At 65.6% G+C, this 25616-nt stretch carries 14 protein-coding genes; 5 read left to right on the top strand and 9 right to left on the bottom strand.

The genetic code is table 11. From position 1 onward, the window contains the following. The first annotated feature begins 141 nt into the window (after positions 1-141). Positions 142-762 (top strand): hypothetical protein, encoded by a 621-nt coding sequence (locus ABIE20_RS20645; RefSeq protein ID WP_429506975.1) that lies wholly within the window; start codon positions 142-144, stop codon positions 760-762. A gap of 36 nt (positions 763-798) precedes the next feature. Here the strand turns inward: ABIE20_RS20645 and ABIE20_RS20640 are convergent, their stop codons facing one another. The 9 genes from ABIE20_RS20640 to ABIE20_RS20600 all read right to left on the bottom strand — a co-directional run bounded on the left by ABIE20_RS20640 (position 799) and on the right by ABIE20_RS20600 (position 21082). Beyond that, complete coding sequence (locus ABIE20_RS20640) at positions 799-2133, bottom strand: hypothetical protein (protein WP_429506973.1); 1335 nt, start codon at positions 2131-2133, stop codon at positions 799-801. A gap of 146 nt (positions 2134-2279) precedes the next feature. Beyond that, positions 2280-3497 (bottom strand): RhtX/FptX family siderophore transporter, encoded by a 1218-nt coding sequence (locus ABIE20_RS20635; protein ID WP_429506972.1) that lies wholly within the window; start codon positions 3495-3497, stop codon positions 2280-2282. 88 nt (positions 3498-3585) lie between these two features. Beyond that, positions 3586-5679 (bottom strand): TonB-dependent siderophore receptor, encoded by a 2094-nt coding sequence (locus ABIE20_RS20630; protein ID WP_429506970.1) that lies wholly within the window; start codon positions 5677-5679, stop codon positions 3586-3588. Between the two features lie 167 nt (positions 5680-5846). After that, the gene (locus tag ABIE20_RS20625) at positions 5847-7544 is read right to left on the bottom strand and encodes an ATP-binding cassette domain-containing protein (protein WP_429506969.1); all 1698 of its coding nucleotides are present in this window, start codon (positions 7542-7544) and stop codon (positions 5847-5849) included. Next, positions 7541-9280 carry an ABC transporter ATP-binding protein gene (locus ABIE20_RS20620; protein ID WP_429506967.1) on the bottom strand — a complete coding sequence of 580 codons (1740 nt, stop codon included), beginning with the start codon at positions 9278-9280 and terminating at the stop codon, positions 7541-7543. Before ABIE20_RS20620 ends, ABIE20_RS20625 begins: the two co-directional genes overlap by 4 nt. Next, positions 9277-10314 (bottom strand): Gfo/Idh/MocA family oxidoreductase, encoded by a 1038-nt coding sequence (locus ABIE20_RS20615; protein ID WP_429506966.1) that lies wholly within the window; start codon positions 10312-10314, stop codon positions 9277-9279. The genes ABIE20_RS20620 and ABIE20_RS20615 overlap by 4 nt, the downstream gene beginning before the upstream one ends. Then, positions 10311-15716, bottom strand: a complete 5406-nt coding sequence (locus ABIE20_RS20610; protein WP_429506964.1) for an amino acid adenylation domain-containing protein — start codon at positions 15714-15716, stop codon at positions 10311-10313. The genes ABIE20_RS20615 and ABIE20_RS20610 overlap by 4 nt, the downstream gene beginning before the upstream one ends. Next, positions 15713-20035 carry an amino acid adenylation domain-containing protein gene (locus tag ABIE20_RS20605; RefSeq protein ID WP_429506963.1) on the bottom strand — a complete coding sequence of 1441 codons (4323 nt, stop codon included), beginning with the start codon at positions 20033-20035 and terminating at the stop codon, positions 15713-15715. Before ABIE20_RS20605 ends, ABIE20_RS20610 begins: the two co-directional genes overlap by 4 nt. Before the next feature lie 153 nt (positions 20036-20188). Then, positions 20189-21082, bottom strand: coding sequence for a helix-turn-helix transcriptional regulator (locus ABIE20_RS20600; protein ID WP_429506961.1), 894 nt, complete (start codon positions 21080-21082; stop codon positions 20189-20191). Between the two features lie 222 nt (positions 21083-21304). Between ABIE20_RS20600 and ABIE20_RS20595 the strand changes: the two genes are divergently transcribed. The 4 genes from ABIE20_RS20595 to ABIE20_RS20580 are packed head-to-tail and all read left to right on the top strand — an operon-like array spanning position 21305 to position 25459. Continuing rightward, positions 21305-22972 carry a (2,3-dihydroxybenzoyl)adenylate synthase gene (locus ABIE20_RS20595; protein WP_429506960.1) on the top strand — a complete coding sequence of 556 codons (1668 nt, stop codon included), beginning with the start codon at positions 21305-21307 and terminating at the stop codon, positions 22970-22972. After that, positions 22972-23760 carry a thioesterase II family protein gene (locus tag ABIE20_RS20590; protein WP_429507033.1) on the top strand — a complete coding sequence of 263 codons (789 nt, stop codon included), beginning with the start codon at positions 22972-22974 and terminating at the stop codon, positions 23758-23760. The genes ABIE20_RS20595 and ABIE20_RS20590 overlap by 1 nt, the downstream gene beginning before the upstream one ends. Next, positions 23760-24065, top strand: a complete 306-nt coding sequence (locus tag ABIE20_RS20585; RefSeq protein ID WP_429506958.1) for an isochorismate lyase — start codon at positions 23760-23762, stop codon at positions 24063-24065. Before ABIE20_RS20590 ends, ABIE20_RS20585 begins: the two co-directional genes overlap by 1 nt. After that, positions 24062-25459, top strand: coding sequence for an isochorismate synthase (locus tag ABIE20_RS20580; RefSeq protein ID WP_429506956.1), 1398 nt, complete (start codon positions 24062-24064; stop codon positions 25457-25459). Before ABIE20_RS20585 ends, ABIE20_RS20580 begins: the two co-directional genes overlap by 4 nt. The last annotated feature ends 157 nt before the right edge of the window (positions 25460-25616 follow it).

Here is a 25616-nt window from a genome sequence, read left to right as displayed (position 1 = left end):
GCTGTTTAGACAAGCAACGATAGCGCCCTCAAGGCGATCTGCCATGACCGTCTGGCCGACGGCAAACCCGGGGCTTACCGAGCATGCAGGTTTATGTGAGCATATCCACCCTGCCCCGGCCCACGCCCCATGAGAGGCTGTATGTCGATGTTCAACAAAACAACCCTGACGCTGACCCTGGCCGTCGTCGGCCTGTTGGCGCTGCCGAATCTGCATGCCGCGAGCAAACCCACCACCCAGCCGAAACCTGAAGTACAGGTCGCGGTGCTCGGCGGCAAGTTCGGTTTCACCCTGCCGGCAGGCTTCGTCGCCAGCCCCCTGAGCGCCGATGAACAGAGCAGCGAAGGCGCCGGCGCCGTGGGCACCCTGTATGCCAATGCGCAACAAAAGCGCGTGGTCATGGTGATCGAAAAACCGCTTCCCGAAGCGTCTCGCCCCGGTGACAACGACGACGCCTTCCTCGACGGCGCCGTCACCGGTTTCGTCGACCGCCAGAGCGCCGCGCTGCCAGACTTTAGACAAACCGGCGAAGCGCGCCTAAACCGCAACGGCCTGGGCGTGCGACAGATCGACAGCACGGCGACCCTGGGTGGCGGCAAAACCCTGAACAGCACCTTTATCGCGGGTTCCGGCGAGCGCATGGCGGTCATCCAGGTCATTTCCCGCAGCGACGGAGCCAGCGGTCATGCGGCACTGGTCAAGCGAATCGCGGGGCAATCCTCGGTGCCGGTTTCGCAATCTGGCAACAAACAGGGTAAATAGCAGGCAAGCATCCCCCTGCTTGCAAGGGGTAATTCATCAGAATAAGTTATCTATTCCTGCGGACCGTTCCATCTCAGGTCGCAAAACCTCAAGCACCAGCCTTTCAGTTATCTTCTTGACAACGTTAAGGCCCTGCATAAATTCGCCTTCCGATATGTCTTCTTCACACAGCAAAATCTTCTCATAGAGAAAATTAAAGTTACCCTCTTTATCCCCGGCCTTCTGGTTAGCCATCAGGATCATTATGCTCATCAGCGAGTCCTTGACCACCTCGTCATTCATCAAACCCGACAATTCCTGCATCCGGTCCTTGTTACCCTCAAGCAAAAAGACAAAGGGCGCAAGGAAAACCTGGTTCAGTCCAGACGCTTGCAACAGCTTGCGGGTCGCCAGGGTATAAAGATAAAAATCAAGATGAGCAGTGAAGACAAACCAATACGCAGACTCGTTCATCTGGTATTTTCTGGAATAGCCATTTACCACTGACAAAAAGGCATCCATGAATTCCGACGCAGGTTCGCCCTTGACGGCGAACACATTGACAAATGAGCATACCCTTGAAGCCCTTGCTGCTGCGTCCGCTTCGGCCTTTGCTTTACTTCTCGCAAGATCTTCCTTGCGCCGCAATTCCAGCTCCCGGGCTTCGGCCCGCGCCACATCTTCTTTGTAATAGTTCAACTCATCATAGAAAAATGACGAATAGTATTTGAACGCCATGTAAAAGAAATCGGTGGTTTTTGCGAGCTCATCGCCCTCCAGCCCCGAACACCCTACCAGGGCCGATGACAGCGCCTTCAAGTTCTCATCATGGACGATGAACTCGCGAATGTGCTCCTTATCCTTAACATTATGCTCCCCTATAAGCGCTACAATTTTCTCTTTGTTTTCATTTGCCTTAACAAAAAGAAAAAAACCTACCACCTCATCTTTCAGCGAAATATTGCTGATGATCCCTCTTCCGCCGACATGATTACTCACATCAATGAGGGACGCATCATTCCTTTTCAACGAGGCATACACCACCCTGAAAACATCAAAAACCAGGCCAAGGGAAATCTTCCTAAAGGTCAACGCGAGCGATGTGTTTATCACAACGTCCGAGCCCACGAATTCGATATTTGAAATACTGCAAAGCGGAATACGCCCGCGCTCGCCCAGCAGGTTATACACCAGATAATTTTTTGTAAAAAGAACCCCCTCGCCCCACAACCCTAAAAGACTATCATCGAGAAAAACCAGACAGTCATCCTCCGCCATGATCTTCAGATCAACGCGGGTCAAGAAATTATTCAGCTTGAGCTTTTCGATTTTCCCGTCAACAAAAACTCTCTTCAATGAGCAGAACTCATTAAAATCGCCGACCCTTAACATAGACCTTTCGCCTTAACAAAAACTGGCTGTCCCAACAGCGCGTGAGAGGGGGGATCCCGGCGCCTCAACATAGCAGCAATCTGCCAGTACCATCAACGGAACAGCCCATCTTCACCGAGAGAGCGTGCTCGAGCGCACGCGCGCCCCTACTGCGCAATAACCCGATACCGCGCCAGATTCAGCGCCACCAGCAACGCCACCACCGCCATCAGCGCCCCGGTGAGGAACCCGCCGCTGTAACCGACCTGCGCGGTCAGCCCCAGCAACAGCGACGACGACAACATCTCGCCGAGGTCGCGGGTGCTTTGCACGGCGGTCATGTCGGTGCCGGCCTGGTCGCTTTGCCCGGCGAAGGCCATCGAGGCGGTCATGATTGCCACTGAGGTCGCGCCGGTGGCAAACGAGCCCAGACCTACCGCCAGCCAGATCAGCTCGACCTGGGTCGCTACTGCCCCGCTGGCCTGCAGCAGCCAGATCAGCGCCGCCACCCCGGCCATGGCCACCGCCAGCATGAACGCCGGCCACAAGCCCAGCACGCGGATCAACCAGGCACCGCCGCCGCACCCGAGGACGATGGTCACCACACCGCCGCTCATGCCCAGTTGGCCGATGGCCTGCAACGACCAGCCGGCATCGTTGAGGAACAGTTTCGACAGGCCAAAGCCAGAAACCGCGGTCATTGCCGAGAGCAACGCCAGCACCACCAGCGACAGCGCCCCGGGGCGCTTGATGAAGCGCAACAGACTGGCATGGGCGACGTCGGGTTGTTTTTCTTGGGCCGGAGCCACGTGCAGCCAGGCTACGCAGCACAGGCTGGCCAACGGCACCAGCGCCAACAGGCCAAAGGCCGTGGTTTGCCCGAAGTGGCCGCTGAGCAACAGCGCCCCGGCACCGCCGACAAAGAAGCCGAACATGGTGCCGCCGACCTGGATGGCGTTGATCCGGGCCAGCATGTTGTCGCTGAAATACTCGGCGGCCATGCCGTCGGTGGCGATGTCCTGGGTGGCGCTGGCGAACGAGGCAAGAATCAACAAGCCCACGGCCCAGCCGGCGGTGTCGACGCTCAGGCCGATCCTCGCCAGGGTCACCAGGCACAGCAGCACCAGGATCTGCATCGGCATGATCCAGCTGCGCCGCCGCCCGAGGGGTGGGCTCCAGTGGTTGTCGACCTGCGGCGCCCAGACGAACTTCACCACCCATGGCAGGCCCACCAGCGGCAGGAAGGCCAGGGCATCGAGGGCCGCGCCATCGTGGCGCAACAGGGTTGGCAAGGCGTCCATGGCGATGCCAAAGCAAATGCCCTGAGACAGGTACAACAGGGCGAAGGTCAGCACCATGCGCCAGTGTTTCAACAGGTCCAGCATGCGAGTCTCCAATCAGATAGCGTTAGCGTCGGCAGCCCGTGCCGTACGTGTAGAAAAAACAGGGGCTGCCCAAGGCCCGGGCTTGCCATCAGAACGTGCCTCGCAAGGTCATGTTGAGGCTGCGCGGCTCCCCATAGCGGTTGTTCCAGTTGGGGTTGGACAGGCTCTGGTAGTACTTGCGGTCGGCCAGGTTGTTGCCGTTGAGCGAAGCGGTCCAGTGCTCGTCGATGCGATAGGCAACCCGCGCATTGAGCAACGCATAACCGCCCTGCTCCATTGACACGCTGCCCGACTGCGCAGAAAAATCGCTCTGCGCCTGCACCCCGGCACCGACGCTCCAGCGCCGCTCCTGCCATGGCAGCTCGTACTGGCTCCACAGGCGCAGCATGTGCCGCGGGGTGAACTCGGCATAGCGCTCGCCGGAGTTGCTGCGGGTGTCCTTGAGGTACTCGGTGGTGGTGTAGGTGTAGCCGGCGAACAGGCTCCAGTCCGGGGTAATGTAGCCGGTGCTTTCCAGCTCGAAGCCCTGGCTGCGCACCTTGCCGCCGCTGATGTAGTAGGTGTTGGGGCCGGCGCCGGGGTGTTCGGGGTCGACCTGCGGATTGTTCTCAAGGTCGATACGGAACGCCGCCAGCGACACGTTCAGGCGGCCCTCCAGCAACTCGCCCTTGATCCCGGTTTCGTAGGTCTTGCCTTCCACCGGTTTGAGCAGCTCACCGCTCCAGGTCTGCCCGGTTTGCGGCTGGAACACCTCGGCATAACTGGCGTACCACGACCAGTCCTGAGCGAAGTCCCAGATCAGCCCGCCGTACGGGGTGATCTCGCGCCCGGGCTTGAAGTGATCACCCGGTGCATCCTGGTCCCACCAGCTGGCCCGGGCACCGACCACCAGGGTCAGCGGATCGAACAGCTTGAAGCGGGTCAGCGCGTAGACGCCCTTGGAGGTGGTGGTGGTCGAGCCCGGCGAGGTGTAGGCACCGATGCCCGGCTTGGGCACGCTGTGCGGGTCCCAGCGATAGACGTTGACCGGCACGTTCAACGGCGTGGTGAAGTTCGCCGTGCGCTGCTCGGTTTCACCCTGGCTGTAGTTGCTGCCCAGCAGCAATTCATGGCTGCGCCCGAACAGCGAGAACGGCCCGTTGACCGAGGCATCGACGCTCTTCTGGGTGCTCTCGAACTTGTAGGCCGCGCCCATCAGATGGCCGCCGTCACCGGTGGCTGGATCGATTGCACCGTAAGCGCCGGCATAACGCAGGCTGGAGTCGGCGTCCTGGTATTCGGCGGCGATCTTGGCTTTCCAGCCGTAGTCCAGTTGCTGCTCGAGCGAGCCGAACACCCGCCGCGTGGTCCACTTGAAGCGGTCCCAGTCGACATCCAGGTAAGTTGAGCGCGGCAGGTTCAGGCTCGAGCCGTCCTTGGCCATCGGCACCCCGGCCATGTTGGTCACCGAGTCGATGGTCTGGTACTGCGCGCCCAGGGTCAGCAGGGTGTCCGGGCTCAGGTCGAATTCGCTGATGCCGTACAGCAGCTGGGTGTCTTGCTTGCCAATGTCGTAGAAGTAATCACGATCCTCGTAGGCCGCGACCATGCGCCCGCGCACATTGCCAGACTCGGTCAACGGCCCGCCGACATCGACCTCGCCGCGGTAACGGTCCCAACTGCCGCCGCTCAAGGTGGTGCTGGCGGCAAATTCCTTTTGCGGACGCTTGCGCACCAGGTTGACGGTGGCTGCCGGGTTGCCGCTGCCGTGTAGCAAGCCGTTGGAGCCCCGCAGGATCTCGACCCGTTCGTACACCGCCATGTCCTGCGGTGAGCTGGCGGTGTCGCCGAGCAACGCCGGCACGCCATCGAGCTCGAACGAATTGACCTTGAAGCCGCGTACGTAATAAGCAGTGGTCAGCAGCTGGAACGGCTGCACGGTGACACCGGTGGCTTGCTGCATCACTTCGTCGAGGCTGAACAGGTTCTGCTGCTCGATGCGCTCGCGGTCGATCACGCTCACCGACTGCGGCGTCTCGCGCAGCTTGAGCGGCATCTTGCCGAGGGTGGTGACACCGGGTGCGCTCACGCTGCTGGCGCTGTCCTTGCCGGTGATCTCGATGTTGCCCAGTTGCAGCGTGCCGTTGCCATTCTCTGCAGCAATCGCCAGCGCCAGCGGATTCAGGCCCAGTACCAGGACCATCCCCAAGTGCGCCCGGCTGCGTTGCCCACTCCGTCCTGCCTTTTTGACTCCCTGATGTAACATTGCCCCGCCCCAATTTCGATAATAATTCTCATTAGTATCCTTCAAACGAGTGGGCGAACTTTTCGATTTAGGGACTTTTTCAATTGATGCCGGGCGCCGTGCATTCAATCGACGACACCGTGCTGCGCGACGAACTGCGCATACCACGGGTGGGTGGCCAGCAGTTGCTCATGACTGCCGCTGCCGCTCAGGCGCCCGGCCTCCAGCACCAGGATCTGATCGGCGTCGCGCACCAGCGCCGGGTTGTGCGACACCAACACCAGCGTGCGCCGGCCGCGCAATGCCCGCAGGCTGCGATTGACCCGCGCCTCGCTGCGCGCATCGAGGCTGGCAGTGGGCTCGTCGAGCAACAGGATCGGCGCCGGCGACAGCAGCGCCCGCGCCAGCCCCACGCGCTGGCGCTGGCCACCGGAGAGCAAGGCACCGCCCGGGCCGATCTCGCTGTGCCAGCCATCAGCCAGGCTGGCGATCACCTCATCCAGCGCCGCCGCTTCAGCGGCCTGCTGCAATTGCGCAGCTGTCGCCTGTGGCCGCGCCATGCTGACATTCCACAGCAGGCTGCCGGCGAACAGGCCGCTGTCCTGGAACACCTGGGTCAAGTGCGCGGCAAGGGTTTGCTCGCTCAACTGGCGGATGTCCACCTGGCCCAGACGCACTTCGCCGGCCTCGGCATCCATGCCCCGCCCCAGCAACGCCAGCAGCGTGCTTTTACCGGCGCCCGACGGCCCGACAATCGCCGTGAAGGTGCCGGGCGCACAGTGCAGGTTGAGGTCCTTGAGCAACTGCTCGCCGTGTTCGCCGTAACTGTTCAGGCCCTGGCCCTGCAGGCTGGCATCCTGTGGCTGGAGGCCAGGCTGCGGGCTGTGCAGGGTCGGTTCGGCGAGTACACCCAGCACTCGCGACAACGCCTGCCAGGCCATGCGCAGGGCCTGGTCGAGTTGCGCCAGTTGCGACAGCGGCTCGATAAAGCGCACCAGCAATACCAGCACCGCCACCAGCAACGCCCCCGACAAGTATCCGGCCGCCACGGCCAGCACGCCGCCGACGAGCACCGCCGAAAACACCCCTTGCACTGCGCTGGCAAAGCCCAGGCCCGCGGGCAATGCCTGGCGGTTGAGCGAACGGGGCGCCTGATGTTGTTGCTGCAGGGCCTCGCGCAGGGCCACCTGGCCCTGGCTGGCATCGCCGCTACTGCGCATCAGCGCCTGCTGCTCGGCGAAGGCTTGCAGCAGTTGCCCGGCGTGACGGTCCACCGCCTGGCGCTGTTGCTCCAGGTCCAGGCAGCGGCGCCCGGCCCAGCGCAACAAGCCGAACAACGGCAGGTAGGCCAGGGCCAGCAGCAGCGCCAGGCGTGGTGCGATGGCAAACAAACCAAGGACCACCACCGTCGGCGTCACCAACGCGGTAATCAACGGCGCCAACAGGTGCGCCGGGATGCTCATGCTGGTGAACACCGGCCCACGCACCAGGTCTTCAAGATGGCGCTGGCGGCCCCGTGCCAGCCGTGGCAAATGCTCCAGCAAGCGCGACACCAGCCCCGCTGCCAGCCCTGCCCCGGCGAGGTAACCACGGCGCTGGGCGATGTAGCTGACCAGGGCCTGCAGCAGCGTCAGGCCCAGCAGCAGCCCCACCGGCTGCAGCACATCGGCACCTGCGCGATCGAACCAGGCCAGCACCAGCGGCACCAGTGCCAGCCCCGCCAGGCCATCGAGCGCGGCGGCCAGCACCATCCAGATCAGCGCCGCGCGCAGGGCTTGCCAGGTGCGCGGCGGCAATTGCCGCAGGGACGAAAAAACACTCATGACACAGGCTCCATTTGCTCGGCATCGGACATCTGTTCACGCCACAACTGACGGTAAAGGCCGTCCATGGCCAGCAACTGCTGGTGACAACCGCGCTGGACGATGCGGCCTTCACTGAGCACCAGGATCTGCTCGGCATGGCAGATGCTCTGCAGCCGGTGGGCAACGATCAGCCGGGTGCGCCCGGCCGCGCCCTCGTGCAGGGCCGTGCGCAAGGCCCGCTCGGTGTGCGGATCGGTGGCCGAGGTCGGCTCGTCGAGCAGCATGATCGGCGCACTCGAAAGCAGCGCCCGGGCAATGGCCAGGCGTTGCAGCTCGCCGCCCGATAGCTGCACATCGTCACCGGCAATGCTCGCGTAGCCCTTGGCCAGCGCCATGATCCGGCTGTCCAGGCAGGCCGCCCGCGCAGCCTCGCGGATCTGCTCGAGGCTGGCGTCGGGCTGGTATAGAGCGATGTTCTGCGCCAGCGACAGGCGAAGCACTCCGGCGTGCTGGAACACCAGCGCCAGCTGACGTTGCAGTTGCGCGCTGGCGATCTGCCGAACATCCACCCCGCCGACCAGCACCTGGCCGCTGTCGACGTCTATGAACCGCGCAATCAACCCGGCCAGGGTACTTTTGCCCGCCCCCGACGGCCCCACCAACGCCGTGGTGGTGCCCGGTTCCAGGCGCAGGTTGATCGCCGCCAGCACCGGCACCTGGCCATGGGCGAAGTACACCTCGCGCATTTCCACGCTGGCGTCCCTGGGCGCTTGCGGCGCCTCGGGCTCGGCCAGCGGCGGCGTGCTCAACACTGCCTGCAAGCGCTGCGCACTGACCCGCGCGCTGTTGAGGGCATCGAGGCCGTGCCCCATGGCCAGCACCGGCGCCGCCATGGCCCGAACCAGCAACAAAAAGGCACACAACTGCGCCGCGCCGACTTCGGTCAGCCCCGGCAACAGCGCGCCAAGCACCACCCAGGCCAGCAGCCAGGGCGCACTGAGCAGCACCTGGACCAACGCTGCGAGATGGCCGGCGCGGCTGACCCAGTGGCTGAAACGCTGATCAAAATGCTGCACCGCCTCTTGCAGGCTGCGCTGCACGCCGGCCCCGGGGAACTGGCGGACCAGGCGCAAGTTGGCGGCGAACTGGCTGTAGTCGCTGAACAACTGCTGGATCGCTGCGTTACGCTGCTCGACGTCTTCGCGGTAGTGCGCCGAGCCCAGCCGCCAGTACCCCAGCACCCCCAGTGCCAATGGCAGCAGGCACCACAGCGCCAGGGCGCTGTCGCTCCACAGCAGGTAGCCGAAGGTGGCCAGGGGAATCAGCAGCAGGTTGACCAGATCGGTCGGCGCATGGCCGACCAACTGGTGCAATGCACGTACGTCCTGCTCGGCATAGCGGGTCACGCCCTCAGGCCCGAGCCGGGCGAACCAGCCCAGCGGCAAGCGCTGAAGGTGCTCGGCCAGGCGCACGCGCAAACGCTCGCACAGGTCGGCATCGACGCCATGGGTGAGGTGCAGGGCCAGGGTCTGGCCACACAGCCACAGGGCCGAGCCGAGCACCGCCAGCCACATCCAGGTCATCACCCCCGGTGCCAGCGGCGGCGCCTGTTGCAGGCTGTCGGCCAGGTGCGCGAGGGCAATCAGCGGCAACAGCGAGCTGACCCCGGCGATGGCCTGCACCGCCACCGCCAGCCACAAGCGCGCGCGAAATGGCTGCAACAGTGCCCGCAGTTCAGGCCCCAGCAGGTTCATTGGCAACCCTCCAGGGCTTGCGCCAAGGTGGCTGCTGGCAAGGCCTGTGCGGGCGTCTGCGGAAAGCCGATGGCGGCCGTCACCTGCTGCCACAGCGCGACCACTTCCAGGCTGCGCTGTTGCTGGCGCACCAGGCCGACACCGTCGAGCAAGGGTTGCAGGGCATTGGCCGCCGCCTGCGGCCAGACCTGTCGGTAGACCTGCCCCCAGTCCGTGGCGGCATCCATGACCACCTCGACACACGGCAAGGCGCTGGCGTTCAGTGCGAACAAGCCGTGCTCATCCTCGTGCGGCGCACGCACCGCCGGCATCCACAGCAGCGGCCCGTGCGGTGAGGCCAGCAGCAAGGTGCCGCTGTCGGTGGCCAGGCTGATGCGCTGGAGCATCTGCATGCGCCCGTCATCGGCCGCCGCCAGTTCATTGAGCACCCGTAACGACACCGGCACCTCGGCCATCACCAGGCTGACATCGCGCCACGGCGACAGCGCCGGTGCCAGGTTGTCCAGCGACCACGGCCCCACCGACTCCAACAACGCCGCCAGGATGTCGAGGGTGGCGAAGCTGACCTGCACCGCGCAACTGGCCTCGATATGGCGGATGCCCTGCTGGCGATGCAACTGCCGACCCAGCTCGATGAAGCGCGCCACCCACGGCAACTGCGGGTAAAAGCTGTTGAGCAGGCAACGGCGCTGCAAGCGTGCCGCAGTACGCAGCAGCTCGTGCAACTCCTGGGGCAACAGCGGGTGCTCGATCAATACATCGATACCCCGCGCCATCAACGCTTGCGCCAAGGCCGGGCCCTGCTCGCCGCGCGCCGCGCCGCCTACTGCCACGCAGGCCAGGCGGGCATCATCGGGCAACTGCTCGAGGGCATCGAAGCACGGTACCCGAAGATGCCGGGCCAGGGCCTGTGAACGGCGGCTGCCCTGCCCGAGCACACCGACCAGTTCAAGCTGCTCGGCAGCGGCGACACCGGCGGCGTAGAACTGGCCGAAACGTGAGCCCACGACCAGGGTTTTGACGGGGGTGTTCATGAGCGGTGTTCCTCCAGCAGATAACGACTGAGCCCGGCGTTCAGGCAATCGAAGTGATTGCCGTGCAGGGTCTGCACACTGAGCGGCGCCAGCGACGCGGCCTGCCACCAGGCCTGCAGGCTGGCCTGGTGATTGGCGATCAAAGGGTTGCTGACACTGGGCACAAACAAGCGCACGGCACCGATGTAAGGCGCACTGTCGCTGTAGTGGCTGGCCCGTACGGAATGGGCGAAGACCCGGTACAGCTGTTCGTCGGCGATGCCGCTGGCGGCGCTCAGCACTCGGTCCTTGAGTTGAGCAACGTCGAACGCCGGCAAGGCTGCGCTCACGCTGCCCGCAGGTAGATGTTGCGGCGAGTCCTGCAACACCTTCGCCAGGGCCGCCTGCAACTGCTCGGCCGACGGCAAGCCAAGCGCCTGCGGGTCCAGGCCGAGGGTGGCGGCGAAGCTGTAGAGGATCAGCAGCTCGTCATCCAGCCGGTACGGGATGCGGTAGCTGGAGACAATGTCCACCCGGCGCACCTCGGCGCCCAGTTGCAGCAGAGCCTTGGCCAGCTCCAGGGTCACCAGCCCGCCGGAGCAGTAGCCGAGCAGGTCGAAGCTGCGCCGGCCGCTGTCCCACAGGGCCTGGGCATATCGCTTGCCGAGGGTGGCGTTGACATGCTGCGGCGCCAGGCGCAGGTAGGCCTCGCTGTCGTGCACCGCCAGCCCCAGCAGCGGGCCGCTGCCGGCAAGCTCGGCGATCAGCCGACGATAAGGCAACAGCGTGCCGAGGCCTTCATGCACCAGCACCCGGGCGACGCCCTCGCCTGCGGCCAGCTCGCTCAAAGCGTCGACCCGCTCGCGCCCGTCCAGCGGCGCCCGGGTGGCTGCCAAAACAGGCGTTGCTGGCTGTTCAGCGGCCGACGCCTCAGCCCCTGATTCACTGCGCAAACGCTGGGCCAGGCCGGCCGGGGTCGGCTGGCTCAGGGCCCAGCGCAGCAGGCGATCGAAGGGATGTACACGGGCCAGGGGTTCCTGCTCGCGCAAGCCGGCGATCAACTGGGCGATCAGCAGCGAGTCGCCACCGGCGGCGAAGAAGTCCTGATCGGCCGACAGCTCGTTGCAGTCGAGCACCCGCTGCCAGTGCCCGATCAGGCGCTGGACCAACTCGTCGCAAACCTCGCTGCGCACCTGGCGCACCGGCTCCAGCTGGCGCTGCTGGGCCTGATGGGTCAGGGCACGACGGTCGATCTTGCCGTTGGCAGTCACCGGCAGCGCATCCAGCACCCGCACCTGGGCCGGCACCATGTAGCGCGGCACGCGCTCGGCAATAAACGCCAACAGGTCCTGGCTGACTAGCACGGGCCGGTCGGTTTTCATCCGTGCCACCAGCAGGTCGTAGCCGAGCAACGACAACACGCTGTCCGCTGATCCCAGGGCCTGGGCATGATCGCCCGCCTCGGCGTTGAGCCAGTCCAGCCACTGCTGGCGGTGCACGAACAATTGCCCGGTGCTCGCCCGCAGGTCTTGCGGCGTCTCCATCATCAGGCTCTGGCTGATGCTGATTTCCCGGTGTTCGCGGGTCAGTTCCTGGATTACCAGCCAGGCATCGGCCTGCAACAACGGGCGCAGGCCCGCCAGCAAGCGCGGAGTGTCGAGGGCATTGTTCAAGGCCCCGGAGCTGAGCAGCAGGTCGACCGAGCCTGGCTGCAGGCCCTGCTCGCAGGCGGGCTTGTTCATGTCGAAATGCAGGAAGCGCACCCACGGGTAGTCGGCGAAACGTTCGCGGGCGGCGTTGAGGAAGTAGCTGGAGACATCGGAGAACAGGTAGTCGATCTGCACCCCGGCCGCCGCCAAAGGTGCCAGCGCAGCAATGATCGAGGCACTGGCCGCCGCGGTGCCGGCGCCGACTTCAAGGATCCGCCAGCTACGCTGGCCTTCACGGGCAACAATCGCCCTGACCGCCTCGGCCATGGCCTGGTGCAGCACCTGGGCATGCAGGCCACGGTTGTACATGGCTTCGGCGATGTGCGCCGAGCCCTCGGGAAACATCAGGCTGGCCGGGCTCAGCCGGCCGTCCAGTTGCTCGGCCAGGCGCATGGCGCTGCCACGCAGGTAGTCGACCAGCTCCACCGGCCACAACTGCGCTGGGGCCAAGTGCGCGAAGTCTGCCCAGGCCTGGTCCTGGTCGAACGCGCCGGGGTCTACCAGGCAGCGCCAGCCTGCACCCGCACGTTGCAAATAGCCGCTGTCGGTCAACAGCGTCAGCCAATGCTGCAGCAGCCGGTGCTGGCCGGCTTCTAGCTTGAGTGCCTGGCACAGCGGGGCAAAGGCCACCTCCTCGCCTTCTGCGAGCAAGCCACTGCTGGCCAGCCAGTGCAGCAACGAGGCATCGGCCGCCCGGTCCAGCGCCACCAGGGCCGCTTGAATCTCTTCACGCGGGCCGAAGTCGGCCTGTTCAAGGGTATCGCGCGCCTTGGCCATAACCTCGGCCAGTTCCTCGCCCACCCGCTGTGCGTCGCTGGCAGAAGTTTGCGCAGTGACAAAGCTGCACAGCGAACGCTCATGACGCTCGCCCACCAGCACGGTGGTGCTGGCGGCGATCTGTGGATGGGCCAGCCAGGCGGCGTCGATCTCCGCAAGCTCGATGCGATGGCCGCGGATTTTCACCTGGTCGTCCTGGCGCCCGAGGAACTCGATCAAGCCGTCTTCGTTCAGGTAGCGGCCGAGGTCGCCGGTGCGGTACAGGCGTCGGCCACTGGCATGGGTGATGAAACGCTCGGCGGTGCGTTGCGGGTCTTCGGCGTAGCCCAGGGCCAGGCCCAGGCCGCCGATATGAATCTCGCCGCGTACCCCCGGCGGGCATTGCCTGCCGAGGCTGTCGAGCACTTCCAGGGTCTGGCCGCTGAGGGCGAGGCCGTAGGGGATGCTCGGCAAGGCGGTGTCGGCCGGGCGAATGGGGTGCTCCACCGACCAGATCGCCGCCTCGGTCGCGCCGCCGAGGCTGAACAGCTGGCTGTCGGGCCAGCGCTGCCACCAGCGGGTTGGCAAGGTGGTGGGAATCCAGTCGCCAGACCACATCACGCAACGTGGCCCGGGAATGGCTGCCGGTTCGCTTTCCAGGTAGTCGATGAGCATCTGGCCCTGGGCCGGCACCGAGTTCCACAAGGTCACGCCGTACTCGGCCATCAACTGCACCCAATGGGAAGGATCGGCGCCGCGTTCGGGGTCTGGCAAGACCACCTGCGCGCCCACAGCCGTTGCGCCGAAAAAGTCGTACACCGACAGGTCGAAACTCAGTTCCGCCAGCCCCAGCACCCGGTCCCGGGCATTGACGCCGTAGCGCTGGTTGATGTCGTCGAGGGTGTTGACCACCGCACCATGGCTGAGCATCACGCCCTTGGGCGTGCCGGTGGAGCCGGAGGTGTAGATGATGTAGGCCAGGTCGCCAGCCTGCACCGCCAGTGGTTCGCGGGGCGGCCAGTGGCTGGCGGCGGCGAGGCTGTCGATGGCGATGCGCGGCAGCACAAGCCCTGCAGGCAAGACTTCGGTTTCCAGGCAGATGAGCGCAGCAATCCCGGCGTCACGCAAAATGGCTTCGCGGCGCAGGGCCGGTTGGCGGATGTCGATCGGCACATAGGCCGCGCCCATTTGGTTGATGCCGAGCACGGCCATCAGTTGCCAGGCGCTCTTGGGCAGCATCACCGCCACCCGCGCGCAGGGGGCAACATCAAGGGCCTCCAGCGCCGCGCGCACGGCATCGGCGTGCTGGGCGACCTGGCGATAGCTGTAAACGCCGTCGCGATCGCTGATCACCGGCGCATCCGGGCTGCGCAACGCCTGACCAGCAAAGCCGCTGGCGATGTTGCGATCCTCGGCTTTCGCCGCCGACAGAGGCGCGGCCCGCTGCTGCGCCAAGACAATATCGCCGCGCAGCTGCCACAGTTGCGCATCGTCGGCCAGACGCTGCAATAGGTCGACATAGGCCTCGAACATCTGCGCCGCCATGTCGTCCGGCAGGACGCCGACGCGCACGTCCCAGCCGATCTGCAAACCGCCGTACTGGTCGCTGACCTGGCAATCGATCCACACCTGGGGGGTCTGGCTGATCATGTAGCTCGGCGGCTGCAACAAACGCGCAGAATCGCCCAGCAGGCGCTCGACACTGCCGATGCCGCTGGTGAATACCACCGGCATCAGGTCGGCGCCGCGGCCCCGGACCCGTGCCAGTTCGCGCAATACCTCGACCCCGGTAAAGCGGCTGTGGTCGAGGTCGTCGAACAACTGCGCGCCGATGCGCCGCGCCCGCTGGACGAAGTTGGCACCACCGGCGCCATTGACCTGCAGCAGGCTCAAGGCGGTGAAGTCGCCCAGCACCTGGCCCAGTTGCGGGTGCAGGTCCGGGCGGTTGAGGACGGTGAGGTTGAGGCAAAAGTCAGCGCTCTGGCTCCAGCGCCCGATGACCTCGGCGAACGCCGCCAGGGTCACCCCCGCCGCGCTCAAGCCCTGGGCGCTGGCCAGGGCACAGAGGGCATTCCACTGGGCCACGCTCAAGCTGGCATGGTGATGCTGAAAGCGCCGCGAGGTGATCCCGGCGTCATCGCTCAGGGGCAGGTCCGGGCGCCCCGGCAAACTGTCCAGGCGTGCCAGCCACCAAGCCTTGTCGCGCTGCCAGGCGGCGCTTTCACGGCTCTGCTGTTCATGCTGCAAGTAGTCGCGAAAGGTCGCCTCCAGCACCGGCCAGTGCCGGTTCGGCTCCAGGTAGCGCTGGCTCAGTTCCACCAGCAGCAGTTGCAGGCTGGCGTAGTCGATCAGGGTGAAATCCACCGAGCAATGCAGAATCGCCCGCTCGGCGCCCAGGCTCAGCTCCGGCAGCAGGATCGGCCACTGGTCGAGGGCATGACAGGCGTGATCGAGGCGCTCGCGCACCTGCTGCAGGTGCGCGTCGAATACCTGCGCCGAGGCCTGGCGCAGGTCATGCAGCGGCAAGCGTTGCCAAGGCACCTGGGCCTGCACGCACTGGCGGCTGTTGTCCTGCACCAGCGCCCGCAGCATCGGGTGGCGCTGCACCTGGGCGTTCCAGGCCTGGTTCAGTTGCTCGCTGTCGACTGTGGCCGGCCAGGGGTATTCAACATACAGGTGACAGGCATTGCCGCCATAGTCGAACGCCGGGTTGCGCCCCAGCACGTAGGCGCCCTGCACCGCGCTCAGGGCAAAGGGTAGCAGCGCCTGATCGGGTTGCGAGCACCACTGCGAACGTGGCAACAAATGCACCATCAGCGCCTCGCGCTGGGCGCGGATGCGTTCGGCCAGGGCCGGGTCCAGCGCCCCTTGCGGCGCACGAAAATGCAACTGGCCTTCAGTGGCCCAGAGTTCGATCTCGCGTTCACGGCAGATGTGCAACAGGTCATCCAGGCTCATAGCACGCCCTCCTCTACGGCGGCACTGCGGGCCAGCAGCGCGGCCATGCCGGCCAGGGTCGGCTGCAGGTAGAAGTCACTCATGCGCAAGCTGATGCCCAGTTGCTCGCGCACGCTGGCCAGCAGCCGGGTCGCCAGCAGGCTGTCGCCGCCGAGGCTGAAAAAACTGCCCTGGGCACTGCGCACCGGGCGTCCCAGCACCGCCTCCCAGCACCCGGCCAAGGGTTGCAGGGTCGGGCTCAACTCGCCTTCGACGCTGCTGGCCGGCTGTTGGCGCTGCAACGCTTGCGTCATGCAGACTTGCAGGCGCTTGCGGTCGATCTTGGCATTGGCATTGAGCACCAGGCGCGGCAGGCACCAGAGGTGTTCGGGGCGCATCGCCTGCGGCAGGCGCTGTTGCAGCCAGTGCTGCAGGCTGTCGGCGTTCAAGGCATCAAGCGCCGCCGTGGCGCTGACCAGCAGCATCGCCGGGTTCTGCCACAGGCTGTGCAGCTGGGCAAAGCCGCTGCGGCCGAGCAGCCGCGCAATCTGCGCCGCATCCGCCAAGACCGGCGTGCGGCTGTCGAGCAGCGCTGCGCTGACCAGCCTCAGCGGCGAGTCACGCAACAGCTCGGCCAGCAGCAGGCGCCCGCCCGGCTTGAGCAGCGCCTGGGCCAGGTTCAGGCAGTCGACCGGTTGCGCATAGCTGTGCAAGGCGGCGAAGCTGATCACCAGGTCGTACTGCGCGCACTGCTCGACGAGTAGCAGGCCGTCCACCAGCAGCTGGCTGGCAGTGCCCGGGCGCTTGCCGGCAGTGGCGGCCAGGAGGCCGGGGCTGGTTTCGAACAAGGTCAATTGCAAGTCGCAGTGGCTCAGGTGTTCGAGCCATTGTTCGAGCAACTGGCCGCCGCGCACATCCAGCACCGCGACCTTCAACGGCCCGGCATGGGCGCTGCACTGCTGCTGTACAGCCTGGCTCATGGCATCGAGCAACTGGCGCCCGGCCGGCAGGTTCAGCGCCATCGCCTGGGGTGCCAGCAACCGGTCGAACAGCACCTGCGCACCGCCATCCTCGGCCGTTGACAGCGACTGCAGCGAAGCGACCATGGCCTGCAGGTCGGCCTCGCGCCAGCCCAGTTGCGCCAGGGCGTCACCGAGGCTCATGGCTTGAGTGGATTGTTCGCCCAACCACTGGCGCCAGGTATCCAGCAACGCCGGCGCCGGCAACGCTTGGCCATTGAGCAGGCGTTGCAGCAGCTCGGCGGTAACCCGTGCTTCAGCTTGCAAAGTGTCGTCCAGCATTGAGCGGTCTTGCAGGGCATCCGTGGCCACGGTAACCGGCGCCGGGTTGATCACCAGCACCGCGCCGAGGCTTGCGACAGGGCCTGGCAACACCGCGGCGCAGGCGCTGTCGATCAACGGATGGGCGCTCAGCGCCGCCTCGATCTCACCCAGTTCGATGCGTTGCCCACGCACCTTGACCTGCTGGTCGATACGGCCGAGAAACTCGATGGTGCCATCGCCCCAGAAGCGCCCGCGATCGCCGGTGTGGTACCAGCGCCCGTGCTCGTCGCTGCGAAACCGCTGGGCGGTTAGCTGCGGATCATTGCGATAGCCACGGGCAAGGCTGGCACCGCCGATCAGCAATTGCCCGACCACCTGGTCGGGCACATCCCGACCGCTGTCATCGACCACCCGATAGGCCTGCCCGGCCAGGGGCTTGCCATAGGGGATCGAAGTCCACTGGCCCGGCACTTCGTCGATGCTGTGCAGGTTCGACCAGATCCCGGCCTCGGTGGCGCCGCCCAGGCCATACACCCGGCACTGCGCGGTGGCGTGGCGGCGCAGGCGCGCGGCAAGGTCCAGGGCAATCCAGTCGCCCGAGAGCAACACCGCCCGCAGGCTCTTGTAATGACAGTCGCCGGCGGCAATACCCAGGGCCATTTCCAACAGCGCCGGCGCCGAGTTCCATAGGCTCACCCGGTGCTCGGCAATCAACTGCGCCCAGCGCGCCGCGTCGCGGGTTTCCTCCGGTTGCAGCAGCACCAGGCGGGCGCCCTGCCCGAGTACGCCGAACAGGTCGAATACCGACAAGTCGAAATCCAGCGCAGACACTGCCAGCAGGCAGTCCTCGCGGTCGATGCCGAGTTCGGCCTGCAAGGCGTCGATGGTATTGATCGCCGCGCCATGGCTGACCTCGACGCCCTTGGGCACGCCAGTGGAGCCTGAGGTGTAGATCACATAGGCACTGGCCTGGGGTGTTACTGCACGCGGCGCTGCCAATGGCGCGCACCGCTCCAGCTGCGCCAGGTCCAGCCAGCGCAACGACGGGCCGCCGGCCGTGGGCGTCGGTGCTTGCTCGGCAATCACCAGGCTGATGCCCGCCGCCGACTCGATCAAGCCACGGCGCGCCGGCGGTTGCGCAGTATCGACCGGTACATAGCAGCCGCCTGCCGCGAGCACGCCGAACACCGCGACGATCTGCCCGAGCCCGCGCGGCAGGCAGACTTCCACCGCCTCGCCCTGGCGCATGCCGGCTTCCAGCAAGCCAGCAGCCACCCGCAGCGCGCGCGTGGCCAGTTCGCCGTAGCTGCAACGCTGGGCGCCACAGATCAGCGCCAGGTCATCCGGGCGCTGGCTGCTGTGGCGGAAAAAGTCGTCCAGCAGGCCGCGCCCCGGAGCCAGTGCCGGTACGCTGTTCTGGCGCTCGCGGCGGGCCTGTTGCGCCAGCGGCAGGAGCACCGGTTGCGGCAGGCTCCAGTCACTGTCGGCAAGGCGCTGCAGCAATTCAATGTAGGCCTGGAACATCGCCTCCAGCACACCGTCGGCGAACAGCTCACTGATGCTGTCCCAGGCCAGCAACAAGCCGTCTTCGACCCGGTACAACTGGTGATCGAGCCATACCTGCGGGGTTTGCGAAAGCATGTCGTCGAGGTCGCCGAACACCTGGCGAAAGCTTGCCGGAACAAACCCCGACTCATTGAGGTTGCTGGAAAACACCACCGGCGCCGAGCGCGGATGGCCCTGGCGGCGGCCCTCGCGCAGCACTTCCAGCGCCGGGTAGGCCGAGCGGTCGATGGTTGCGTGCAGGCTGCGCTGAAACTTGCGCACCGCCTCGGCGAAGGGCAGCTGCGGGGCGTCCTGGCATTCGACCAGCAGCAAGGTAGTGAAGTCGGCGATCGCCCGGTCGATGTCCGGATGGTCATCATGGCGGTCGAACAACGGCACGTTGAGCAAGAACGTCGACTGCCCGCTCCAGCGCGCCAGCACTGCGTTAAAGGCGGTGGCGAACACGCAGGACAAGGTCAGCCCGTGGCCGCTGGCCTGGCGCTGCAAACGCTCGGTTTCAGCGACGCTTAAGACAAACGCCTGGCGACTGAAACGCGGTTCGCGGATCGACTCGGGGGCGCAGGCCAGCGGCAGCGCCGGGCCATCGGGCAACTGCGCCAGGCGCTGGCACCAGTACTCGCGGTCGCGGCCGTAAGCCTCGGCGCGCCGTTGCTGGCGGCGGCTCAGGTAGTCGGCAAAGTGCAGGGTCGGCGGCGCCGGCAGCAACGCCGGCGTTTGGTAAGCCTGGCCCAGATCGGCCATCAGCAGGCGCAGGCTTTCTACGTCGGCGGCCAGCAGGTCGACACTCAGCCAGACCCGGTCGCGGCCGTCGGGCATGTGCACCAGACCAACCAGCATCACCTGCCCCACCTCTACCGCCAGGCACTGGTGCGAGCGCCAGCGGCGCAACTCGGCCCAGGCCTGTTGCGCGCCCAGGGACGACTGTTGACGCCAGTCCTGGTGGTCGAATACCGGCGTAGTCGGCGCCGCCAGGATCCGTTGGCGGCCGTCGTTGAAACTGGCCCGCAGCATCGGGTGGCGGGCTTGCACCAGGTTCACCGCTGCTTCGAGCCGCTGCGGGTCGATGCCCTGGCAGTCGAACTCAAGCCAGGCGTGACAACTGATATTGCCCAGCACTTCGGCGGCGCCACGGCCCAGCCAGTAGGCCTGTTGCACGGCGCTGAGCTCGAAACCCTCCTCGCCTGCCGGTGCAGGTGCGACGGCAGTTACCTGCGCAAGTTGCAAGGTTTGCCCGTGCAGCAGCGCCAGCCAGGCGGCCAGGCTCGGCTCGGCGCTCAACTGGGCAAACTCGACCTGCAGGCCGTGGCTGCGCAGGCGCTCTTGCAGGTACATCAGGCGGATCGAATCGAGCCCGCAGCCAAGCAGGTTTTGCTCGTCGCCCAGGCTGTCGATTTCAGCCACCGAGGCGCCCAGCAACTGGGCGAGGTTTTCGATCAGCCAGGGTCGCAGCGGGTTGGCCGAGAGGGTGTCTGCTGTTGTCAGCTCGCGCATGAAAAGCTTCCTGTAGCCCATGAAAATAAAGTCTGCGTGGCTCACAAAGATGCAAGCCATTATCAAATGAGACTTTATCGCAAGCAGGTTTTCAGGAAGCGCTCAAGGCTTTAGATGCACAGGCCTTTTTATTCGATTCAGAGTCAGCGCGCGTCAGCGGATCTCGCTGGGCGATACGCCGTAGCGTTTGCGAAAGGCAATGGAAAAGTGCGCCGGGCTGTAGCCCACGCCATAGGCGACGGTTGAAACGTTGCTCTCTTCATCGCTGAGCATGCGGTGCGCTTCGCTCAGGCGATGCTCGTGCAGGTAGCCGAAGACACTGGTGCCAAACACCTTGCGAAAGCCTGCGGTGAGCTTGCGCGGGCTCATGCCGACATGGGCGGCCAGGGCATTGAGGCTCGGCGGCTCGAGCAGCGAGCGCACCAGCAGATCGCGGGCGGCGTGCACGCGCTCGACATCCGAGGCGGTGATGCGCAGTTTCTGCTCTGGCTGGGCGCGTTCATCCAGTAAAAACTGGGCACTGAGCGCGGTCAGTTCCAGGGCCTTGCCACCCAGGTACAACGAACGGCTCGGGCCCTGCATCGGGCAGGTGGCAATCTGCGTGGCCAGGGCCTGCATCGCTCGCGGCGCCGGGCGCACCATCATGTAGGGATCGCCACCCTTGGCGGCCAGCAACTTGCGCGGGGCCATGCCCAGGTGACGGTCAAGGGACTCCAGGTCGAGCTGGACGATGGTGTAGCGCAGCGGCGTCGAGGTGCCGTAGATCTGCGAGGAAGTGAACTCCCCGTCATTGACGATGGTGCACAGGCTCGGGCCACGGATCGATTGCTCGGCGTGCCCGGGGATTCGACAGGACAACTCGCCACTCTGCACCAGGATCAGCTTGAGACCGCGCTCCAGCGGGTCTTCGACCCAGGCCTCGCTCTCTGACCATAAGGTGCCGGTGACCAGGGTCATGTGCGGCTCCAGGTAGACCGTGCCGGGTTGGTTGCCCTTGGGTTCGGCCTGCTTCTCCGGGTGAGTGGGGGCGATGATCGTAATAGTCATTGGGTTTTCCCTTTTCCTGAGGCCATTACGTGGGGGCCTGACCTGAAATGACGGGAGGTTTGTAAACCCTTAACCTCCCTGTTTGAAGCCACTGCGTATTTCATCTAATGAAAAAGTCGCGGCACCGAAAGCCTTGGCGTTGAGAAGCCCTCGGCGAAGGATAATGATAATAGATCTCATTAAGACATTTGTAGCCAATTATTTCTACAAATAGGAGATTTCATGTCATTGCACACCTCGACCCCCATGCCAGACGCCTTGGGCGATGCTCCCGACTGGCCGCCCGCCTTTGCCGAGCGCTACCGCCAGGCCGGCTACTGGCAAGCGCAGACCTTTGCCCAGGCCCTCGACGCCGCCGTTGCGCGCAATCCGGCAGCGATCGCCATCAGCGACGGCGCCCTGCACCTGAGCTACGCCAGCCTGGCTGAGCGCTGCCGACGCCTGGCCGGTGGCTTGCGAGCCCTTGGCCTCAAAGCCGGTGACAACGTGGTGGTGCACCTGCCCAATGGCAGCGCCTTTGTCGAAGTGTGCTTTGCCCTGTTTCGTCTCGGCGCGCGGCCGATCCTTGCCCTGCCCGCCCACCGCCAGCACGAGATCGGCGGCTTCTGTAGCTTCGCCCAGGCGGTGGCCTACATCGGCTGCGATAAGCTCGAAGGTTTCGACTGCCGGCAGATGGCGCGCCAGTTGCGCACTGGCAACCCGCACCTGCGGCATGTGCTGATCGACGGTGACGCCGAAGAGTTCACTGCCCTCAACACGCTGTACAGCGGCGAAGCAATGGAGCAGGACGCCGGCGATCCCGAGGCGGTGGCCTGTTTCCAGTTGTCGGGGGGGACCACCGGCACGCCCAAGCTGATTCCGCGCCGGCACGCCGAATACCTCTACAACGTGCGCGCCAGCAGCGCGGTCTGTGGCCTCGACAGCCACAGCGTGTACCTGGCCGCGCTGCCCATGGCGCACAACTTCACCCTCTGCTGCCCCGGGGTGATCGGCACCTTGCTCGCCGGCGGCCGGGTGGTGTGCAGCCGCCGTCCCGACCCGGACACCTGCTTCGCCCTGATCAGCGCCGAGCGCGTCACCGTCACCGCGCTGGTGCCGCCGCTGGCCATGCTCTGGCTCGACGCCCAGGCCCAGCGCCAGGCCGATCTGTCGAGCCTGCGCCTGCTCCAGGTCGGTGGCGCAAAGCTGCTCAGCACTGCGGCGGCGCGGGTAACGCCGGTACTCGGCTGCACCTTGCAGCAAGTGCTGGGCATGGCCGAGGGGCTGCTCTGCTACACCCGCCTGGATGACCGCGAGGAGTTGATCCTGCATACCCAGGGCCGGCCGCTGTGCGCCGATGACGAAGTGCGCATCGTCGACGAACAGGGCCAGCCGGTGCCCGACGGTGAGGTCGGCGAGCTGCAAGTGCGCGGCCCCTACACCATTCGTGGCTACTACCGCCTGCCCGAACACAACGCCAAGGCCTTCACCGCCGACGGGTTCTATTGCAGCGGTGACCGCGTGCGGCGTACCGCCGAGGGCTACCTGGTGGTCGAGGGGCGGGACAAGGACCAGATCAACCGCGGCGGCGAAAAGGTCGCCGCCGAAGAAGTGGAAAACCTGCTGATCAACCATCCCCAGGTGCATGACGCGGCCCTGGTGGCGATGCCCGACGCGGTGCTGGGCGAATCCACCTGCGCCTTTATCGTCGCCCGCGATCCGGCGCCCTCGGCGTTTGGCCTCAAGCAGCACCTGCGCAGCCAGGGCCTGGCCGCCTTCAAAGTGCCGGACCGCATCGAGTTCGTGCCGCAATTCCCGCAGACCGGGGTCGGCAAAGTCAGCCGCAAGGACCTGCGCGCGATCCTGCGTCAGGCCTGGCTCGACGCCAACTGCGCGAGCGCCGCCTCGTGATGCCCGGGCTGCTGTCCCAGGGCGAGCGCTGGGTGCGTCCGTATCGATTGACGCCGATGCCGCGCTGGCGCCTGGTGTGCTTTGCCCATGCCGGCGGCAGTGCGAGTTTTTTCCGCGACTGGGCCAGCGCCCTGCCCGCCGATATCGACCTGTTGGCCATCCAGTACCCGGGCCGTGAAGACCGCTTCGGCGAAGCCTGCCTGAGCGATATGCCCAGCCTGGCCGAGGCCGCGAGCGTTGCGCTGCGTGGCTATGCCGACCGGCCGCTGGCGCTGTTCGGCCACAGCCTCGGCGCGGTGGTCGCCTATGAAGTGGCGGTGCGCCTGGCGCAGCAGACAATCGCCGTCGAGCAGCTGTTCGTCTCCGCCCACCCGGCGCCGCAGCGCCAGCGTGGCGGGCAGTTGCACAGCGGCCCCGACCAGGCCCTGCTGAACGATGTGCGGCGGCTGTCGGGCCGGCCCAACCCATTGCTCGAAGACCCGGCCCTGCGCGAGATGTTCCTGCCCAGCCTGCGCCATGACTACCAGATTGTCGAAACCTACCGCTGCGCTGCGCCGCAGCCGCTCAACAGCCGCATCACCGTGTTCTACCCCGAGCAGGACCCGGAGATCGACCTCGGCGAAGCCCTGGCCTGGCAAGCCGCGAGCCTCCAGCCACTGCACCTGCAGCGCTGGCAGGGCGAGCACTTCTACCTCATCGAGCAGCGCCAGGCGCTGCTCGATGCCCTGGCGGCCAGCCTGCTCGGCCGTCGCCCGCTGACATCACCTGCCCTTGAGGAAGCCCTCTGATGAAATCCCCTGACACTTGTGAAGGCCTGCCGGACATCCGGATCGCCATCGACTCACTGGACCAGCAGATCATCGAACTCATGCGCCACCGCATGGCTTACGTCAAAGCCGCCGCCCGTTTCAAACCGACCGAAAGCAGCATCGCCGCGCCCGAGCGCGTCGCCCAGATGCTCCCGCAACGGCGCCTGTGGGCCGAAGAAGCCGGGCTGGATGCACACTTTGTCGAAACCCTGTTCGCCCAGATCATTCATTGGTACATCGCCCAGCAGGTCTTGCACTGGCGCAGCATGAGGGTCCCGGCATGAAGACCCTGACCCGACTGGAGGCGCACCGCGGCGAGCTGGCACACGTCTTCGAACAGGCCCGCCAGCGCGCTGTTTTGCAAGCTGAGCCGGTGCTCGCCAGCTACGCCCTGGCGATCGATGCGGTGGACCTGCTTGAACTGTTTTGCCGGGTCGACCAGCCGTGCGCCGAGGCCATTTTCTGGCGCGCGGCTGATGGCGGCAGGAGCCTGTTTGGCTGGGGCGTGGCCGCAGAGATCAGCGGTGCTGGCGAGCAGCGGTTCGCCAGCGTTGACCAGCAGTGGCAGCACTGGCTGCGCAGTGCGGTGATCCACGGCCCGCAGCCACCGCTGCTCTGTGGTGGCTTTCGCTTCGATCACCAGATTGAAGCCAGCAGTGCCTGGCAAGGCTTCGGCGACGCCTCGATGCGTCTGATGACCTTGCTGTTGATGCGCGATGGCGATGCCTGCTGGTTGCTGTGCCAGCAGTTGGTCGGGCCTGCGGACAATGCCGACAGTCGCTGCGAGCATGTGCTCAATGAGTGGCACGGCCTGATGGATCGCTACCTGTCGGCGCCGGTTATTACGCCGCCCGCGCAGCACCGCCGTGACCAGAGCCTGCCGCGGGCTTGCTGGGAGAGCAAAATCGTCCAGGCCCTGGACGCGTTGCGCGACACCTCGATGAAAAAGGTGGTGCTGGCGCGCGAAGTGCTCAGCGAGTTTTCCCATGCCGTCAGCCCGGGACGCACCCTGGCGCGCCTGGCCAGCAACGACCCGGCGGCCTACCTGTTCGGCTTTCGCCGCCAGCAACGCTGCTTTATCGGCGCCTCGCCGGAACGCCTGGTCAAGCTTGACGACGGCCGCCTGCAGACCCTGGCGCTGGCCGGCACCAGCCGCCGCGATCCCGACCCGCAACACGACGCGCAACTGGCACAGGCGCTGCTGGCCTGCGAGAAAAACCGCCACGAACATGCACTGGTGGTGCAGATCATCGAAAGCAGCCTGGCGCCGTGGGCAAGCCAGTTGCAGGTACCGGCGACACCTTCGGTGCAACGCCTGAGTCGGGTCCAGCACCTGAGTACGGTGATCGAAGGTCGCCTGCGCCCGCAAACAAGCCTGCTGCAAGTGGTTGAAGCCTTGCATCCGACACCCGCCGTCGGCGGCCACGAGCGCCAGCAGGCCATGGCGCATATTCGCCACTGCGAAGGTTTTGACCGCGGCTGGTACGCCGCGCCCCTGGGTTGGCTGGACGCGCGGGGCAACGGCGAATTCATCGTCGGCCTGCGCTCGGCGCTGTTGAATGGCGAGCAGGCCCGTCTGTTCGCCGGCTGCGGCATCGTGCCCTGCTCGGATCCGGCCAGCGAATACGAGGAGACCTGCATTAAGCTTGCGGGGATGCAGTTGGCGTTGCAGGCTTGAATGGGGTGTGAGTTGTGAGCTTATCCATTCGCTGTGGCGTCGCTGATGGCCCCTTCCGCCCTTACGGCGGCCTACTTTTCTCTTGGGAAAAGTAGGCAAAACCGCTTGCTCCAGCATACGGCCCTACGCTGCGCTTCAGGTCCCCTCGCTTCGGCAC

It is taken from the genome of Pseudomonas sp. 2835 (assembly GCF_050435905.1).
GTDB lineage: Bacteria > Pseudomonadota > Gammaproteobacteria > Pseudomonadales > Pseudomonadaceae > Aquipseudomonas.
This window is presented reverse-complemented; position numbering and strand designations above follow the sequence as displayed.

Excerpts from the sequence above, each read along its gene's own strand:
- ABIE20_RS20645 (WP_429506975.1), top strand. The coding sequence starts at position 142 with ATGTCGATGTTCAACAAAACAACCCTGACGCTGACCCTGGCCGTCGTC.
- ABIE20_RS20640 (WP_429506973.1), bottom strand. The coding sequence starts at position 2,133 with ATGTTAAGGGTCGGCGATTTTAATGAGTTCTGCTCATTGAAGAGAGTT.
- ABIE20_RS20635 (WP_429506972.1), bottom strand. The coding sequence starts at position 3,497 with ATGCTGGACCTGTTGAAACACTGGCGCATGGTGCTGACCTTCGCCCTG.
- ABIE20_RS20630 (WP_429506970.1), bottom strand. The coding sequence starts at position 5,679 with ATGGTCCTGGTACTGGGCCTGAATCCGCTGGCGCTGGCGATTGCTGCA.
- ABIE20_RS20625 (WP_429506969.1), bottom strand. The coding sequence starts at position 7,544 with ATGAGTGTTTTTTCGTCCCTGCGGCAATTGCCGCCGCGCACCTGGCAA.
- ABIE20_RS20620 (WP_429506967.1), bottom strand. The coding sequence starts at position 9,280 with ATGAACCTGCTGGGGCCTGAACTGCGGGCACTGTTGCAGCCATTTCGC.
- ABIE20_RS20615 (WP_429506966.1), bottom strand. The coding sequence starts at position 10,314 with ATGAACACCCCCGTCAAAACCCTGGTCGTGGGCTCACGTTTCGGCCAG.
- ABIE20_RS20610 (WP_429506964.1), bottom strand. The coding sequence starts at position 15,716 with ATGAGCCTGGATGACCTGTTGCACATCTGCCGTGAACGCGAGATCGAA.
- ABIE20_RS20605 (WP_429506963.1), bottom strand. The coding sequence starts at position 20,035 with ATGCGCGAGCTGACAACAGCAGACACCCTCTCGGCCAACCCGCTGCGA.
- ABIE20_RS20600 (WP_429506961.1), bottom strand. The coding sequence starts at position 21,082 with ATGACTATTACGATCATCGCCCCCACTCACCCGGAGAAGCAGGCCGAA.
- ABIE20_RS20595 (WP_429506960.1), top strand. The coding sequence starts at position 21,305 with ATGTCATTGCACACCTCGACCCCCATGCCAGACGCCTTGGGCGATGCT.
- ABIE20_RS20590 (WP_429507033.1), top strand. The coding sequence starts at position 22,972 with ATGCCCGGGCTGCTGTCCCAGGGCGAGCGCTGGGTGCGTCCGTATCGA.
- ABIE20_RS20585 (WP_429506958.1), top strand. The coding sequence starts at position 23,760 with ATGAAATCCCCTGACACTTGTGAAGGCCTGCCGGACATCCGGATCGCC.
- ABIE20_RS20580 (WP_429506956.1), top strand. The coding sequence starts at position 24,062 with ATGAAGACCCTGACCCGACTGGAGGCGCACCGCGGCGAGCTGGCACAC.